We start from the raw sequence: 16,138 nt of genomic DNA on the forward strand, positions 1-16,138 counted from the left end.
CATTTTCTCATCTTTGCTCGCACACCTGGTCCCAGCCGGGAGAAAGCTGTTCAGAACCACTCCTGCGCGGACCAGGGAACCTGATCGAGAGCCGGAGGAAAATGCAGATGAAACGCATCTTCACTGGACTGGTGGCAGTTTTCTTTACCCTTTCAACAGCCGGTTGCCACTCGTCCGTCAATAATAGTGAGGACTCCACCAGGACACTGATTTTCACAGCGGTTCCCAGCCGCCCCTCCGGACCCCTGGAGGAATCCTTCCGGCCGATTCTCAGATTGCTTGAGGAAGAGACCGGCAGGAAGATCCGGTTTCAGGCCGCGCCGGACTACGCGACGGTCATCGAAGGTGTCCGCACCGGGCAGGTCGACATAGCCGAGATGGGACCGTTCTCCTATGTGCGCGTCAAGCGGCTGGGTACCCAGGCCACTGCCGTGGCGGCCCGGGTGGTCGAGAAGGGAGACATCCCGGGATACTATTCCTATGGCATCACACGTGCGGATTCACCAATCACCTCTCTCGCCGGCTTCCGTGGCAAAAAGGTCTGTTTCGTCGACAAAAACTCCGCCTCTGGATATCTGTACCCAAAAGCCGCGCTACTAAAAAACGGTATCTCGCCGGAAAATGATCTCACGGCGATCTTTACCCGTAGTCACGACTCCTCGGTAGAAGCGGTATCCAACGGGCAGTGCGACGCCGGATTCGCCTACGATTCAGTAGTTAATCATCGGCTGCTCGAGGAGGGGCAACTCAAGCCCGGCGAGATCAAAATCCTATGGAAATCCGAGGAAATTCCCGGCGGCCCACTGGTGATCAATAACAGTCTGCCAGTGGCACTACGCGGAAAAATAATCACAGCATTGCAACAGAAAGCCAACGCCGACTACCTGCGGTCAAAGGGGTTCTGCGAGGGCCAGTGTGCCATCACCGACGGATATGCGTACGGTTTCGGACCTGTCACCGACGCCAACTACGACAGCGTACGCGCGGTGTGCAAAACCGTCGGGGAACAGTCCTGCGTGGACAACTGACCAACAATGCCGGCTCGGCTCGGGAGCGGGGCGCACCGGCGTCGGCACCAACGGGGGCCTAGGGCCTACTGCAGTAGTGCACCGATGGGAGAGAGCAGGGCACAGCCGATAAGCGCCGTGTGCCGGTCGAGCGAACTGCCCAGCCGGCGCAGTGCCTCCACATCGTCGCGTATCGACCACAACCGTTCCGCTTCCGTCCACGCAAGATTTCGGGTGAACTCCACGAGGCGATCCTCGTACCAGTCGTCGAGTCTCCCGTTCAGCCGGTCGATGAAGAGCTGCCAGGTCTTCAGGTAGCTGCGCCGCAACTCGGGTATCGCCTCGAAGAACACCTGGTTGATGAGAAGGTAGTCCTGATGCTGCGCCTCTTTCGACGGGCCGGACCCCAGCGCCTTCCAAGTCGAGAGCAGGGCGAACGGCAGATCGAAGTTGACATGCGCGTTCACTCCCGCGACCGCGGCGGGCAGGGCGTGCACGCCGCGGTCGTTCAGCCGCCTGAAAAGCACCTTCCAGGCCTCCGGAGTATCGGGATCCGACTCCCCCCAGAGGCGGAGCGCATTGAAGTAGCGCTTGGCGAACTCGACATCGAGCAGTGTCAGGAACCCCGGATCCTGGAAGTCCCCCTGCCGCAGGTGTTTAAGGATCATGCTGGTGATGGTCCAGTACAGGTGGTTGAAGTCGGCAATCGGGTTCTGCGCATTCTCCGGAGTTGCCTTCTGCAGCATCACCTTCAGCTCGCCCAGCTGGGCGACAACATCGGAAACATCGCTGGGGTTGCCGGCGACGATGTTGGTGATCTCCTGCTGTACGGTTCCCCAGACCAGCTGCTTCATACGGCGCTCCACTTCGTCCTCGGCGCGGACCCATCGACATCATGCTTGTCAGCTTCGGTCCGGTCCACCGGTTTTATGGCGCCTTTGGGCGCGGGTCACCTGGCAGGAGCTTCAGGAGCCACCGCTCCGGCGTCCAGGTGCTCAGGTAGCAGGATTCCAACGCCCAGCCGTCAGGGCATCAGTGTAACGACGTATTTTGGGAAAATAGATTGTTTATCGTCGGCGCGCGCCTCTTTCAGTGCGGCGCGACAGCTCACTCTCGCCGTTGGTTGCGCTGGTAGATCGCCGTAGCCTGCACTCGGGTACGAACCCCTAGCTTCTCAAGGATATGTGTGATATGGACCCCGACGGTACGCGGGCTGATGTACAGGAGCTGCGCGATCTCGCGGTTACGGTCGCCGGCCGCGACCCGCGCGAGCACCTGTAGTTCCCGGTTGGTGAGAACCGCCAGTTCGTCGACGTATGCGCGCCGGCCAGCGGAAGGGGTCCCGGTGGCCGTGGCGGGGGACGCCACGCCAGGTTGACGCGGCGCGTCGTGCTCCCCGGCGACCGGTGGACCGGAGGCCGATCGCTCCGGCAATGGGACCCGCGCGCGCTCCGCCAAGCCCCTGATTTCTTCAAGAAAGGGATGGGCGCCGAGATCCGTGGCGGTGCGGTAAGCATCTTGCAGAGCATGGGTCGCTTCAGCATTCCGAGTACGTTGAGCGAAAAGCGCCTCAGCCTGACGCAGCCGAGCATACGCGGCCGGGTACGGATGCTTACGGCGTTCCCAGGCCTCCGCGGCCCGCGCCCACGCCGACGGTTCGGAGCGTCCTTCAAGCCGGCTGATCTCAGCCGAGCACAGCTCCTGGTAGCCGGTGACCGCCTCGCGTACCGGTCCGGCCGCGGTGGCGCTGTCACGAGCGATGCATGCAGCGACCTGGCACAGGCGGCGGACAGCCTGCCCGTCAGGCTCGGCGCCGCCGCTGCGGGCTTCCGCCTCGGCGCGCAGCCCGTGCCAGACCAGCGGAGCCTGGAGCCAGACATCGTCAGACCGGCTTTCGGCCAGGTCAAGCCCCTGTTGTATCGCGTCGCGGGCCTCGGCTGGCCGGCCGCGCCACATGGCGAGTCCAGCACGCAGAGTAAGCAGCGGCAAGATGTGCCGGGCGCCACCACCGGCGGCCAGCAGCGTGTCGATGGCTTCCAGGTCGCGTTCAGCGGCGTCCAGGTCACCGTAGCCGATGCGTACCCGGCAGCGGGCGAGTAGCAGCTCCACCGCGTCCGCGCCGGACGGCCGATGGTGGAAGGCCGCGGCTATCACCTCTTCCGCCTGCGCCCACCAGCCCAGCCGGAACAGGCCGTTGGCGGCCACGGCCAGCAACCGGGTGCCGTAGGTGCGGCCGAGTCCGTCCCGCTCGGCGCGGTCCGCGCCGTGGCGGGCCACCGCCACGCCCTCCTCCAGCTCGTTGAGCGGTCCGGTCAGCAACTCGGCCAGTTGAACGTACGTACGGGCGATGTCCACCAGGCCACCGAGCCGCTCAGCCGTGCGCAGCGCGTCCCGTACGGTGACCACGCCCGCGGTGGGATCGTCCAGGTAGGCCTGGCTGGCGCCGAGCACGGCACCGGCGAGAACCACGGACGAGGCGGAGTCCTCGACGCCGCGGGCCAGCTCGAGAGCCTCACAGGCCCGCTTCCCGGCGTCAGCGTGGCGGCCCAGCAACAGCAACAGCTCCGCGGAGTGCGCCGCGGCGGTCGCCTTGTCCGGCGCGGTGCACCGATCGTCCTTCAGCGCTCGCTCGTACTCGACCTCGGCTTCGGTCAGGCGGCCGAGAGCCGCCAGGTAGCGGGCCCGGCGGATGTACACCCCCCACGGCGGCGGGGCCGCGCCGTACGCTCCCGGCTCTTCCAGCAAGGCCAGCGCCCGCTCATGCTCCCCACACCGATGGCCGGCTTCGGCGGTGCTCTGCCACAGCACGGTCATGTCGACATCGACCGATTCGCCACCACCCAGCTCCCTGGCCAGCTCCAGGGCGTCCGTCCAATGGTGGAAAGCCTCGGCCAGCCCGTGCAGCCGTTCGGCGTCCTCAGCGGCTGCCATGGCGGCCTGGAGCGAGCGGGCCCGCTCGCCGGCCAGCCGCCAGTGATAGGCCAGGCTTGCGTTCTGCAACCGCCCGCTGGACCGGGTCGACAGCGCTTCGGCGTACCGCCGGTGCAGCCGGACCCGCTCGCCCGGCAACAGGCCGGGCTCCAGCACTTCCTTGATCAGTCGGTGGTGGAACCAGTACCCCTCCTCAGCCGCCACCAGGATCCGCTTGTCCACCGCGGTCCGGATGGCCTGGATCAGCGGCACCTCCTCAAGGTCCACGACCTGAGCCAGCAGCTCGTGCTCCACCGGTTTCACCGCGGCGGCCAGCGCGCTCACCACGGTTCGCGCCGGTAACGGCAGCAGGGCCACCCGGGCGAGGACGATCTCCCGCAGCGTGTCGGACAGGCCCACGCGCCCATCGCGGGCGTCGCGGGCCAGCTCCTCCACGAAGAAGGGGTTCCCGCCGCTGCGCGTCCACACCAGATCCATCGCGGCTGGATCGAGCGGGCCTCCCACGATCGCGGTGGCCAGCCGCTCCGTCTCCGACTGGCCCAGCGGTGACAGCTCCACCAGGCGCACGGACCGCAACCGCCGCAGCTCCATCAGCATCAGCCGCAGCGGATCGCAGCCATGCAGGCTCTCCGCCCGTACCGCGCCGAGCAGGAGCAGCTGCACACCGCCCAGACCAGCCAACAGATAGAGCAGCAACTGCCGGGTGGTCCGATCGGCCCACTGCAGATCATCAATGATCAAAACAAGTATCCGGCCGTCGGCCACCGTGCCCAACCCGCGGGATAGCCGCTCCAGCAGCGCCCCAGCGCCATCGGAGCTGGTCGCCTCCCCATCCAGGATCTCCATGAGCTCCCGCAACACGGTGGCAGCCAGCGGCCTGGCCCGCTCCCATTCCGGCGAGACGCGCAGCAGGGCCTGCCGCAGCGGGTGCAGCGGCGAGGCGTCACCGATGTCCAGGCAGGAGCCGGACAGTACCACCGCGCCGGCCCGCGACATTTCCTCACCAGCCGCGGCCAGCAGGCGTGTCTTGCCCACACCGCTGTCCCCCACGACGAAGACGGCGGCGGTCTCCCCGTGCTCCACCTTGAGCAGCGCAGCCCGCAGGACCGCGAGGTCCTCGCTGCGGCCAATGAACGGGCACTCGCCCCCGGCCGGCCTCATAGGCCGCGGTGAGGTCGGCCGGATGTGTCAATCAGATCTCCGACATGAAGAGTGCAAGTTTCAGACATACGTCGTTCTACCGATCCTCGGATGGTCCTTTACTGGAACCGTTTCACCTGTCCGCTCGGCCAGGCAGCAGACGCCCGCGACGGGTGCCTGCGCGACCCGCCGGTACCCGGGCATAAGCCACCGGAAGATGTGGCTCCCCGCACGGGGGGTGTGGTAGTGGCTACGACAGGAGGAGATCATGGAAATTCCTGCGGGGCGAAAGACCGGTGACTGGTCGAACAGTTGCCATCCTTACATGGTGAACTGCCATCTTTGCACGATGAACGCGTACAGGCTGCCATGTCACAACGCAGCCGGTCCCGCTCGCCGATATCAAGCCCGCAGCGGCACCCCGCAGGAACCCCCGCCCATTAGGGCCACGCGGGAGGAGCGGCGGGTGGTTACCGTGCTCTTCGTGGACATGGTCGGCTTCACGTCGCTTGCCAGCAGCCTGGACCCGGAAGACGTGCGAGCGTTGCAGACCGAGTATTTCGCAGCCGTGACCGAGGTGGTTCACCGATGGAACGGCGTGGTGGAGAAGTATGTCGGGGACGCGGTCATGGCCGTTTTCGGCGTCCCACGTTCCGACGGGTACGACGCCTTCCGGGCGGTACGGGCCGGAATGCAGCTGCGGAAGGCTCTGCATGACAGGTTCATGCCGAGCGGACGGCTGGTGCGGACAAGGGTCGGGATCGCCACCGGTGAGGCATTGGTTGATCTCGCTGCCGCGGTGGACGGCGGTCAGGGGTTCGTCAGCGGCAACGTCGTGAACACGGCGGCACGGGTGCAGACTCACACCGCCGCGGATACCGTTATTGTCACCAATAGCACACACAACGCCACAAAATCTTTCATCCGATACCGGCAGCTGCCCCCGGCTACCGTCGCCGGTAAGCCGGAGCCGCTGGAGCTATGGCGGCCGCTCGAGGTCACGACCGGCCCGACAGCCGCAGATCATGGCAAGGAGGTTCCCCTGGTCGGCCGGCGGGCGGAACTCGGTGCCATGGCCGGATGGATCGAACGCGCTTACCGCGACGGAACACCACAGGTACTGTCAGTAGTCGGGCCAGCTGGCAGCGGTAAGTCGCGCCTGGTCCGCGAACTGGCCCACCTCGTGGGCGCCGGCGCGGGAGAGCCGGTGCGGTGGCGGATCACCCGATGCTCACTCGACGGGAGCCTCGCCGAGGCACTCGCCGAGATGACGGGCGGCCCGGTGGCCGTCGACGGCGCCTCGAGCACCGTGGCCTCCCAGCAACCTGCCGTCCTGGTGATCGAGGACCTGCACTGTGCCGACGCCGCCACCACCGGTGCCGTACGGGAGCTGGTCACCACCGCGTCGCGGCCACAGCCCTTGGTGATTATCATCACATATCGGCCCGATATCCAGGATTTCTCCTGGTTCAGGGCCGACCACACCGTCCACGTGGGTTCGCTCGACGCCGCCGAGACGAGCCTGCTCCTGCGTCAGCTGCTGCACCGGGCCGGACAGCCGCCGACGCTCGTCCGCCAGCTGCTCCCGCTCGCCTGCGGAAACCCGATGTACGCCGAGGCATATGTCGAGGAGCTTGCCGGACAGGGCACGCCAGCTCGCTCGGACGCCGGCCTAGCGACGCCCGAGCCGGTGCGCGCCGCCGTATCGGCCCGGCTCGACCGGCTCGACCCAGCTGATCGGGCCGCGGTGTTCGCGGCCTCCGTCCTCGGTCAGCAGGTGACGGCCGGTGCGCTTGCCTTCCTGCTCCGGACCGATCGCGACCACGCGCGCACAGCCCTGCGCCGGCTGGAGAAGGCCAACCTGATCGTCCGGCAGCCGGTGTCCACCCTGACCGCCTGGCCCGAGTACAACTTCACGGATCCCGCGGTGAGCGCGGTGGCATACTCGCAGCTGCCGCGTACCGCCCGGACCGACCACCATGGCCGAGCCACTCAATGGCTGGACGGGCTGTCCCAGCTGACCCGTACGACCGGCGCCGAGCGACGTGCCCGCCCGCTGGGTGACCGTTCCCGATCTGACACGGGTACTGTGCGGCGTCGCACCACATCGTCATCTTCCCGCGGCACGGTGCGCGTTCGCCGGCCCAGCAGGCGGCATCGTCCCAACGCACGCCACGGCGGGCCGGACCTACCGGCCGATCGCCACGGCGGCGCGGCGGATCCCGCCCTTCGCTCGGCCTCCGCCACTGTCCAGCTCGTCGGCTCCACGCCAGGCCGGACAGCGATCCGGGGCCGTCGCCCCGGCAACGGCGTTGACCGAGGCGCCCGAGCCGGTCGGGATACCGCGGCACGCCGCTATCAGCGGTCTCCGTGTGGGCGTGGCAGTCTCCGCCTTCAACCGGCCCAGGCCATCTCCGCTGGCGCCCCGCAAAGTTTTGATGTGGTTCAGCGGAGCGCTGGTCCGTGTCAGCTAGCGGACTGGAGGCGCGTTGTTCACCAAAATGTTGACCCGCCGGTCACAATAGACCGATGTCGCAGGATCCGACCATTCGCAGCCCGTTTTCCAATATTGATCAGATGCAACCGGGTTTCATCGATTCGATGCTCGCGGCCTTGGACGGAATGGCAGCCCATCCGGAGATACAACGGGTACGCAGGGCGGCGCAGCGGGCGCTGCGGCCAATGCCCGCCCAGCGGCTGCTTGACGCTGGATGCGGCGGCGGTGAGGTTGCCCGTACGATCGCCGCCAAAGTCGCGCCGGTAGGCGAGGTCATCGCCCTGGATTTCTCCACCGCCGCGCTGGCGGTAGCGGTCCAGCGACACGACGGCAGCGCCGTGCATTACGTCGAAGGCGACGTTGCCGCACTCGATTTCCCCGACAGCAGCTTCGACGGCGTGCGCTGCGAACGGGTATTGCAGCACGTCACGGACCCGGACCGGGCGATCGCCGAGCTTGTCCGGGTAACCCGGCCCGGTGGCCGGATATGCCTGATAGACACCGACTGGGAGTCGATGGCGGTCGACGGACTTCCCGAGGAGCTGGTGGCTGCCATGAAAGGGCACCTGTACAACCAGGTGCTGTGCCACCCCAGTATGGGCCGGACCCTGCGGCGGCGCCTGGTACGCGCGGGCGCGACGGAAATCGAAGCCACGCCGGTCACCTGCTGCTTCGCGGACCCGGGTGCGACGACCTCCGTACTGCCGATGTTCGATGCCCGGATATCGGCGGCGACCGGAATGATTCCCGACGGAATCCGTGGCGAGTGGTTCGCCGCGGTTGATACGGCCGCCGCCCGCAATGAGTTCCTCGCGACGCTGACCATCTGGGTGGCGACGGGCAGACGATCATATACGCCCAGCCACGCGGCCGAGGAATCATTATGACAACGGAATACAACTGGCGGAGATGGGCCCCGGCTGGATGTCCTGGGTTCTTTTTCCGCTCATTGTGGGCGCAGCTGGAAAAAATCCGCCAGCGCTGCCCCGGCCGCGGGGCGGGCTTGGGCCGACGGCCTTCAGCGCTGGGTGGGCGGGGCCGACCCAGGCATGACTATCCGTTCTGGGATGCGCAGCGCGGCGAGGACATCCGCGTACAGGCGGGACTTGATAGCCCCCAGCGTCCCGGCGGGCTTACCGGCCAGCGCCCTGGCCGCGTCGACCGCGGCCGGCAGCACCTTGCCCTCGTCGGCGACAGCGTCGATGATGCCGATGGCGAGCGCATCGTGGCCGCCGTACCGACGGCCGGTGGTCATCGCCTCATGCGCGGCGCGTACCGGCAGCCGTGCCTTGAGCAGTTCGGTCATCCCGATGGTGAACGAGAAGTCGATGTCCACCTCGGGCAGGCAGAAGTACCCGCGGTCGGCCCGCATCACCTGCTGGTCGTGAGCCAGCGCGAGCATCGCCCCCGCGGCGAACGTATGGCCCTGCAAGGCCGCGACGGTCGGCAACGGCAAAGACAGCACCCGGGCGAACAGCTCGTGCACCTGGACCAGGAACTGGTCAACCTCACCTAAGTTCCCAACCATCCACGCCAGGTCGAGCCCGTTCGACCAGATCCGACCACGGGCCGATGTGACCAGGGCTTTTGGTCCCGGCGCCGCCACCACCTCATCGAGCAGCTGGTTCAGCTCACCGATCGAACCCGGGTTGAAGCGGTTCTCGCCGTCACCGAGATCGAGGACGAAGACCTCGCCGTCACGGGTCAGATCTGCCATCTGCTGTGCCTCCTAGAAGTATCCGGAGCCGCGCGGGACACTGGCGATCGGTTTGTTCCGACGGCGCCGGACGGCACCGGATCCGCTCTGTTCATCAGCTCGAGCGAGCCACGGTACTCGATCATCACATCCGCATGGCACGTCCGAGTAACGCCTGCCTCACACTCAGCGGGACAATATCTCGTTCAACGAGCCGACGCCCGGTTAGTACTCCAGCCGGACTTCCGCGCTCGTTCGAATCTGGCGGGCTGGGGCTGGGGCTGGGTGGCCGGGCTGGTCTGACTACCACGCCCACACATGCCCACGCGCCCGGCCCGGTCCCGCCGTCCGTGCTGGTCATCATTGCTGGACGCCGTCAGGCCAGCAAAGGTTCGCTTCACGGCAGAAAGGAAGGCGGGTGCCCCACAACCGCGGCGTCAGCCCGCGGCCAGCCGGAGCCGGACCGCTGAATGATCCCCCACAGGATGGTGTCGACCACGCACGCGATCCGGGAGCCGCTGACGTCGCTCGAGCGTCCGGTGTACTGCCAGTACGCGACGGAACCGATCAACATGTCCGTGACCAGATCAACGTCGGTGTCGGGGCTCAGCTCGCCCGAGGCAATGCCACCGCGCAGGACCGCGGCGACGCGCTCCCGCGCCGGAGCCATGACCCGCTCGCGGTAGGTCTCGAAAAGGTCCGGGTGCGTCTCTTTCTCCGCCAGGAGCCTGGGCATAATACGCCCGGACAGTGTCTGGATATTGTGCCGACGCACGGTGTTGAGCCATGCAACGAGATCATCCCGTATCGAGCCGGTCTCGACCCCCCCGGAGACGTTGGCAAGCGTTGCCAGCGCATCCGAAACCAGCGCATCCTTGCTCGGCCATCGTCGGTAAACCGTTGCTTTGCCGACACCAGCCCGCGCGGCGACCGCCTCCATCGACAGCCCGGTGAAACCGCTTTCGGCGAGTGCCTGTAAAGTGGCGCCGATAATAGCCTCATCACGGCGGGTGTCGCGAGGACGTCCCGGCGGGCGCAGCGGTGGGTCGGCTTGGACCGTTCGCGCCGGTCCAGACGACCGCCCGGCTGGCACCGTCACCGCGCGTGCCATATCGGCGCATGCCGTGTCGGCGCCCCGCCCCGGGGGCCCCCGAACCTCCTGCGCCGTGCCACACGCCGGGTCGCGTGTCGCATCGCCCGGACCCGTCTGCGTCCTACCCCGCCGTGCCCACAATGCATCATCGATCCCGCCGTCCGCCGTTTCGACCCGACCATCAGGACGTACCTCGATAATTCAAGATCGAAGCTTACGGTGAGGTGCGTCCAAACGCATTCGTTTGACAAGCCATCGTCCGGATGGGTCAACTTCCCCCGCCTAATCAGATCAACTGCCAGATCAGCAGGAAGCGGTTGGAACCGCGCACAGCGCGCATCCGCCGACGATGGCACCATGGTGAGCACGCCGGGACGCGCCAGCGCCTGGACGGACTCACAGGAGATCGGATGGAAACCTCAGCGGGAGTGTGTTCGCAGCTCACCTCGGTGGCTACGGAGGCGGCAACGCTGTACGGTGCGCCGATTACGGCCGAAGCATCGAGCACAGCCGGGGCATCGACCCAACCGGGCACGCTGGGTAGCCGCTGGCCCCGGCGGGGCAGGACAACTGTCCGGGACGTGCAGGCGGCCAAGAATCGCGGGGAGAAGTGGGCGATGCTCACCGCCTACGACGCGACCACCGCCCGGATCTTCGACGACGTGGGCATCCCCGTGCTACTTGTCGGCGACTCAGCGGCCAACGTCATCTACGGCTACGACACCACTGTTCCCGTCACCGTTGACGAGATGCTGCCGCTGGTGCGGGCGGTCACGCGCGGGAGCACCCACGCGATGGTCGTCGCGGACCTGCCCTTCGGTTCCTACCAGGGGTCGGTGGAACAGGCCCTGGCCACCGCGGCGCGCTTCCTGAAGGACGGCGGCGCCCAGGCCGTCAAGCTGGAGGGCGGCGCTCGGGTCGTACCACAGGTCTCCGCGCTGGTCACGGCCGGCGTCCCGGTAATGGCCCACCTCGGGCTGACCCCCCAGAGCGTGAACATCTTCGGTGGCTACCGGGTGCAGGGACGCGGGGATGCCGGCGACGCGCTGCTCGCGGACGCGCTCGCGCTGGAGGCCGCCGGCGCGTTCGCCATTGTGCTCGAGGTCGTCCCGGCCGAGCTGGCTTGCCGAGTGAGCAAAGAACTGACCATTCCGGTCATCGGCATCGGCGCGGGCGCCGACTGCGACGCGCAGGTTCTGGTCTGGCAGGACATGGCGGGGCTCAGCGGCGATGATGGACCCAGGTTCGTCAAGCGCTACGCCGATCTGCGCTCGACGCTCGCGGACGCGGCGCTGCGGTTCACCCGGGAGGTCCGCGGCGGCACCTTCCCCACGGTCGAACACACGTATTCCTGATATTCCCGGCTGAACGGCAGAGGCTCCGGCGGTAGGACGTTCGATCAGGCAGCGGCGTCCGGGTGGATGGATCACGCCGCCGGCGGCTTCCCGGCCGCCGGTGCCGGCAGAAACGCGGTCATGAATTTCTCCAGGCGTCCGGCAACTGGGTGGCAAGCTGCGCGCCGAGCACCGCGCGGGCCGACACCAGCGATGGTCCATACCAGGTCAGGTGACGGCCTGACACGCATACCGCCGGCGTTCCCGCAAACGCCTCCGGCCCGTCTGTCGGGCTGAACGGATACGGCTCGTCGGGCAGCACCACGAGTTCGCAGGTGGTCACGTCGTCCAAGCGTATCCGGGGATACCGCTCGGGATGGTCGGCCAGCACGTTGTCGACACCAAGCCGGCGCAGGAGGTCACCCGCGAAGGTTGCACGCCCCAGCGCCATCCAGGGCCGTCGCCACACCGGAATCAGCGCGGTCCGCCGGCGGCCGGTGTACGGCGCCGCCCATGCCGCGCGTGCGGCGTCCAGCCACCGGGGCCGAGCGAGCCCGCAGGCATGGCGCAACATACGCTCGAGGCTCACCAGCGCGGCGTCCACCGTGGTCGGCGCGGTCACCCACACCGGTATCCCGGCGGCCCGCAACCTATCAAGATCAATTTTTCGGTTCTCCTCGGCGTTGGCACAGACGACATCCGGCGCGAGCGACACGACCTTGGAAAGATCTGGGTTCTTCGTCCCGCGGACGCGCACCACGTCCAGCCCGGCCGGGCGGACACACCAGTCGGTCGCACCGACCAGGAGCCCGGGTCCGGTGACCGCGATGGCCTCGGTGAGGCTCGGCACGAGCGAGACCACACGGGCAACCCGGCCGGGTACGTCGACCGCAAACCCCAGATCATCCATCCTGTGATGATCCAGGAAAGACGCCGGTTCCGCGCGGTGGCACGCATCGGAAGGCACCGCGGCAACGCCAGGCCCCGCCGGCGGCACCGGTTCTACACGTCTGTCACACGCAGGCCCGCGTGCGCCTTGTAGCGCCTGTTCACCGAGATCAAGTTCGCGGTCAGGCCCTCCACCGAAGCCGCGTTCCGCAACTTGCCGGCGTAGACCCCGCGCATCCCGGCGATCCTGGCGGCAAGGGCCTGGACGGTGTCGGTGGCGTGGCGGTCATCGCCCAGCACGAGGATGTCGGTATTCACCTCGTCAACCGTCTCATCCGCCAACAGCACCGCACTGACATGGTGGAACGCGGCGACGACCGTGCTGTCCGGCAGCAGCGCCGCGGCCTGCTGGGCAGCGCTGCCCTCGGGAACCGGTAGCACGAACGCGCCACCCTTGTCGAAACCGAGCGGGTTCACGCAGTCCACCACGATCTTGCCCGTCAGTTCCGGGCGAAGACTGACCAGCAGTTCCCCATGGCCTTCCCAGGGCACCGCGACGATCACGATGTCACCCCGGGCGGCAGCGGCGGAGTTGTCCGCCCCGGTGACAGCCAGACCGGCCGCGTTCAACTGCGCGGCGACATCCCGCGCGCGATCGGCCGAACGCGAGCCCAGTACAACCTCGTTGCCGGCGATCGCGAGCCGGCGACCGAGACCACGGCCCTGCGGGCCGGTGCCGCCGAGAATCGAGACCGTCAACAGCGAGACATCAGGCAGATCGTGAGGTGAGCCCATAGCCGTATCCTGCCGCACAACCCGCTTTCGGGGCGCCGTGACCGCACCCGGCTGATCGCCATTGATCCGTTCAGTGATCCGTCCTGTACAGGAGTTAAGAGCGCCCGGCAATAGGGGTGTGGACCAAGGAGCGGGGCTGGGGTGCGTGCATCGCGAGGCGGAGGAGGGAGCCACCCTGGTGTTGGGTGGCGACCGACGACAACGACGCGAAGTGCGTGCCCTGGCCCCGCGACGCCGCTCCCCTGTTGCCGGGCGCTCTAAGAGCGGCCGGCAACAGGGGCGTGGATCACGGGGGCGGGGGCACGCAACGCGAAGCAATCAGGTGGCGGGCGAAGCGATCGAAGATCCATCGGACCCGCCCTACGGCGTGTTCCGGAAGCCGTCGTTCGATCAGGGAGCCGGACAGATGACTTTCGCAACACGCCCTAGCCCGGACCCGCCGGGATCATCCGTGATGATAGCCGTACAGCCTGATTTACCCTCAGGTACCCCCCCGCATCCGACCCGCGGGCGGATGCGGGACTATGCCTTCACAACACGACAGCTACGAACATTGATCAGCTACAAACATTGATCGCTTCGCGGAAGGTCGGCAGCCATCGAGGGCGGAGTCGTTTCGTAGATGCGGAGCCGTTTCGAAGATGCAGTTGTGCCGAACGGGCAAAGGAGTAGCGGAAGGTGAACGACGTAAACAGCTCCATGGCCGCGACTCTTCGCGAACAAGAAATCACGTTGCGTGATATCCATAGTGTGCTGGGGAACCCCGGGCGCGCGTCGTTCGATGACGGGTCGTACCGTTCCATTCCACGAACAGCGGTAAGATCCACGGAGTCAGGCGGGAGAGGTCGAGCAATGGCGGACGTATCGGTTCGCTTCGCGATGACGAACGACAGCGAAGTGGTGCTCAACCTGTCGCTGCCGCAGGCACTGCGCCTGATGGAGGCGATCGCACGCAAGGTCGGTGAGACTCTCACCGAACGCAGCACCCAGAACGTGGGTGGGGTGGGGGGCGTACCCGCGCCCGCGCCCTCCAACGGCATGCCGAGTCTGGGGCCCTACACCCCGTCCTGAAGCCGTCAGGGACCACGTGTGTCACCCCAGCTGGTCAGCGTTGCGCGAGGCTCAGCGGGCTCGCCCGTCAGGCACTGACAGCGCACTCGGCTGACGGCTGTGACCGACGGGCACGCACGGCCGTGCCGCCAGCCGGGTGGCGGTGGGAGCCGCCGTCACCCGGCCGTTTCCACCTGCCCGCGGACCGTGCCTGTCTCCCGGCTGACAGGCACCTCGTCCTTATCGATCGGTGTCCCTTCGATCAGCCCCGCCGCGGTCGCTCACTGCTCAATGCCCGCGGATGCGATGTCGCGTACACCTCGCGCAGCCGGTCCACCGTGACCAGCGTGTAGATCTGGGTCGTGCTGACTGACGCATGACCCAGCAGCTCCTGCACGACCCGGACGTCCGCCCCGCCGTCGAGCAGATGCGTCGCGAAAGAATGGCGCAGCACATGTGGTGACACGCCGTCCACCCCAGCCGCGAGTGCCGCGGTCCGCAGCACCGTCCATGCGCTCTGCCGCGACAGCCGGGTTCCCCGGCGGGACAGGAACACCGCCGGGGACGCCCGCCGGCTCGCCAGGACCGGTCGGGCCCGGATCAGGTACGCCGACAGGGCTTCCTCGGCGTACCGGCCGAGTGGGACGACTCTGGCCCGGCCGCCCTTGCCCTGCAGACGCACGGACGCCCCGTCCAGATCAAGGTCGTCGACGTCGAGACCCACGGCTTCCGATATCCGCGCTCCCGTGCCGTACAGCAGCTCCAGCAGCGCGACGGCCCGCAGCCGCCGGCCACTCTCCAGCGGATCGCTGCCCGCCGGGCCGGACGCCGCGGCGAGCACAGCTGTCACCTGGTCCACCGTGAGTGCTCTGGGCAGCCGGCGTGGCGGGGCCGGCGGGCGTACCGGCTGGGACACGTCGCAGGTGACGTCGCCCTCCTGAGCGGCGAAACGATGCAGCGACCGGACCGCGACCAGCATTCTGGCCACCGACGACGCGGCGAGCGGCGGATGCCCCTGCCTGCCTTCGCGCAGCGTGGCCGCGAACTCCGCCACCTCGGACTCGTCAACGTCGTCCAGCGACCGAATCTGGCGGGCGCTCAGATGCTCAAGGTATCGGCGAAGATCACGCCGGTAGGCGAGAACGGAGTTGCGGGCGAGCCCGCGCTCTCCTTCCAGATGGTCGAGGAAGCGCTGAACCACGGGCCACGGGTCTGCCTGGGCGTTCATCCGCGCACCGTCATCCGCGCACCATGCGTACCATGCGCGCCGCCTCGGCGGCACGCACACGGCCACCGGCGCCGCTCCTGGCGGCTGTGCTGCCAGGAGCGGCTGTGCTGCCAGGAGCGGCGGTGCCGCCGTCACCAACAGCGGAGCCGTCACGAACAGCAGAATCGCCGGCCATGCCACCATCCGGTATGTCTGCGCTCACCATCGACGTGAGTGTAGGTGTACGACGGACAACATCCACCGACATCGCGCCGATCGCCCGTGCCCGGGTCGAGCGACCCACCGGCGACGAGTTTCATGGATGCTGTCCATATCGATGATGATTTGAGGCTATTCTCCTGATGGTGCGGAAAGAAAGCAGACGGTTACGATACGCCTGTCTCCTGTCGACCGCAGCCATCCTCATCCTGATGAGCGCTGGTTGCGGCGGCAGCGATGCCGCGACCGGCGCCTCGGCTCCACCCAAGGCGCAGGCGCTG

The 16,138-nt window shown here is 67.4% G+C and carries 12 protein-coding genes; 5 read left to right on the plus strand and 7 right to left on the minus strand.

Features of this window, described 5'->3' with window-relative positions; translation table 11 throughout:
* Positions 1 to 107: 107 nt before the first annotated feature.
* Complete coding sequence (locus tag MJ785_RS07925; RefSeq protein ID WP_239310158.1) at positions 108 to 1,028, plus strand: phosphate/phosphite/phosphonate ABC transporter substrate-binding protein; 921 nt, start codon at positions 108 to 110, stop codon at positions 1,026 to 1,028.
* A gap of 65 nt (positions 1,029 to 1,093) precedes the next feature.
* Here MJ785_RS07925 and MJ785_RS07930 read toward each other — a convergent pair whose 3' ends face one another.
* Entirely contained in the window at positions 1,094 to 1,861 is a 768-nt protein-coding gene (locus MJ785_RS07930) for a DUF5995 family protein (protein WP_239310157.1), read from the minus strand.
* A 253-nt stretch (positions 1,862 to 2,114) separates the two neighbouring features.
* On the minus strand, positions 2,115 to 5,099 hold the full coding sequence (locus tag MJ785_RS07935) for a helix-turn-helix transcriptional regulator (protein WP_239310156.1): 2,985 nt from the start codon (positions 5,097 to 5,099) through the stop codon (positions 2,115 to 2,117).
* A 445-nt stretch (positions 5,100 to 5,544) separates the two neighbouring features.
* Between MJ785_RS07935 and MJ785_RS07940 the strand changes: the two genes are divergently transcribed.
* Together MJ785_RS07940 and MJ785_RS07945 are read left to right on the plus strand one after the other, a co-directional pair.
* Positions 5,545 to 7,842: an adenylate/guanylate cyclase domain-containing protein gene (locus MJ785_RS07940; protein ID WP_239310155.1), complete on the plus strand. Its 2,298-nt coding sequence runs from the start codon at positions 5,545 to 5,547 to the stop codon at positions 7,840 to 7,842.
* Positions 7,761 to 8,462, plus strand: a complete 702-nt coding sequence (locus MJ785_RS07945) for a methyltransferase domain-containing protein (RefSeq protein ID WP_239310154.1) — start codon at positions 7,761 to 7,763, stop codon at positions 8,460 to 8,462. The genes MJ785_RS07940 and MJ785_RS07945 overlap by 82 nt, the downstream gene beginning before the upstream one ends.
* Before the next feature lie 131 nt (positions 8,463 to 8,593).
* Here MJ785_RS07945 and MJ785_RS07950 read toward each other — a convergent pair whose 3' ends face one another.
* The gene (locus tag MJ785_RS07950) at positions 8,594 to 9,292 is read right to left on the minus strand and encodes an enoyl-CoA hydratase-related protein (protein ID WP_239310153.1); all 699 of its coding nucleotides are present in this window, start codon (positions 9,290 to 9,292) and stop codon (positions 8,594 to 8,596) included.
* Between the two features lie 376 nt (positions 9,293 to 9,668).
* Positions 9,669 to 10,370, minus strand: a complete 702-nt coding sequence (locus MJ785_RS07955) for a TetR/AcrR family transcriptional regulator (protein ID WP_239347102.1) — start codon at positions 10,368 to 10,370, stop codon at positions 9,669 to 9,671.
* Positions 10,371 to 10,774: 404 nt separating this feature from the next.
* Here MJ785_RS07955 and panB point away from each other — a divergent pair, with 404 nt between their 5' ends.
* Positions 10,775 to 11,719: a 3-methyl-2-oxobutanoate hydroxymethyltransferase gene (panB, locus tag MJ785_RS07960; RefSeq protein WP_239310151.1), complete on the plus strand. Its 945-nt coding sequence runs from the start codon at positions 10,775 to 10,777 to the stop codon at positions 11,717 to 11,719.
* 118 nt (positions 11,720 to 11,837) lie between these two features.
* Here panB and MJ785_RS07965 read toward each other — a convergent pair whose 3' ends face one another.
* Both MJ785_RS07965 and npdG read right to left on the minus strand, forming a co-directional pair.
* A complete protein-coding gene (locus MJ785_RS07965) occupies positions 11,838 to 12,608 on the minus strand; it encodes a helical backbone metal receptor (protein WP_239310150.1) in 771 nt (256 codons plus the stop codon).
* 92 nt (positions 12,609 to 12,700) lie between these two features.
* Complete coding sequence (npdG, locus tag MJ785_RS07970) at positions 12,701 to 13,381, minus strand: NADPH-dependent F420 reductase (protein ID WP_239380293.1); 681 nt, start codon at positions 13,379 to 13,381, stop codon at positions 12,701 to 12,703.
* A gap of 852 nt (positions 13,382 to 14,233) precedes the next feature.
* Here npdG and MJ785_RS07975 point away from each other — a divergent pair.
* Entirely contained in the window at positions 14,234 to 14,452 is a 219-nt protein-coding gene (locus MJ785_RS07975; protein WP_239310148.1) for a hypothetical protein, read from the plus strand.
* 241 nt (positions 14,453 to 14,693) lie between these two features.
* Here the strand turns inward: MJ785_RS07975 and MJ785_RS07980 are convergent, their stop codons facing one another.
* Entirely contained in the window at positions 14,694 to 15,659 is a 966-nt protein-coding gene (locus MJ785_RS07980) for a site-specific tyrosine recombinase XerD (protein ID WP_239310147.1), read from the minus strand.
* Positions 15,660 to 16,138 lie beyond the last annotated feature (479 nt).

It is taken from the genome of Protofrankia sp. CiT1 (assembly GCF_917627335.1).
GTDB lineage: Bacteria > Actinomycetota > Actinomycetes > Frankiales > Frankiaceae > Protofrankia.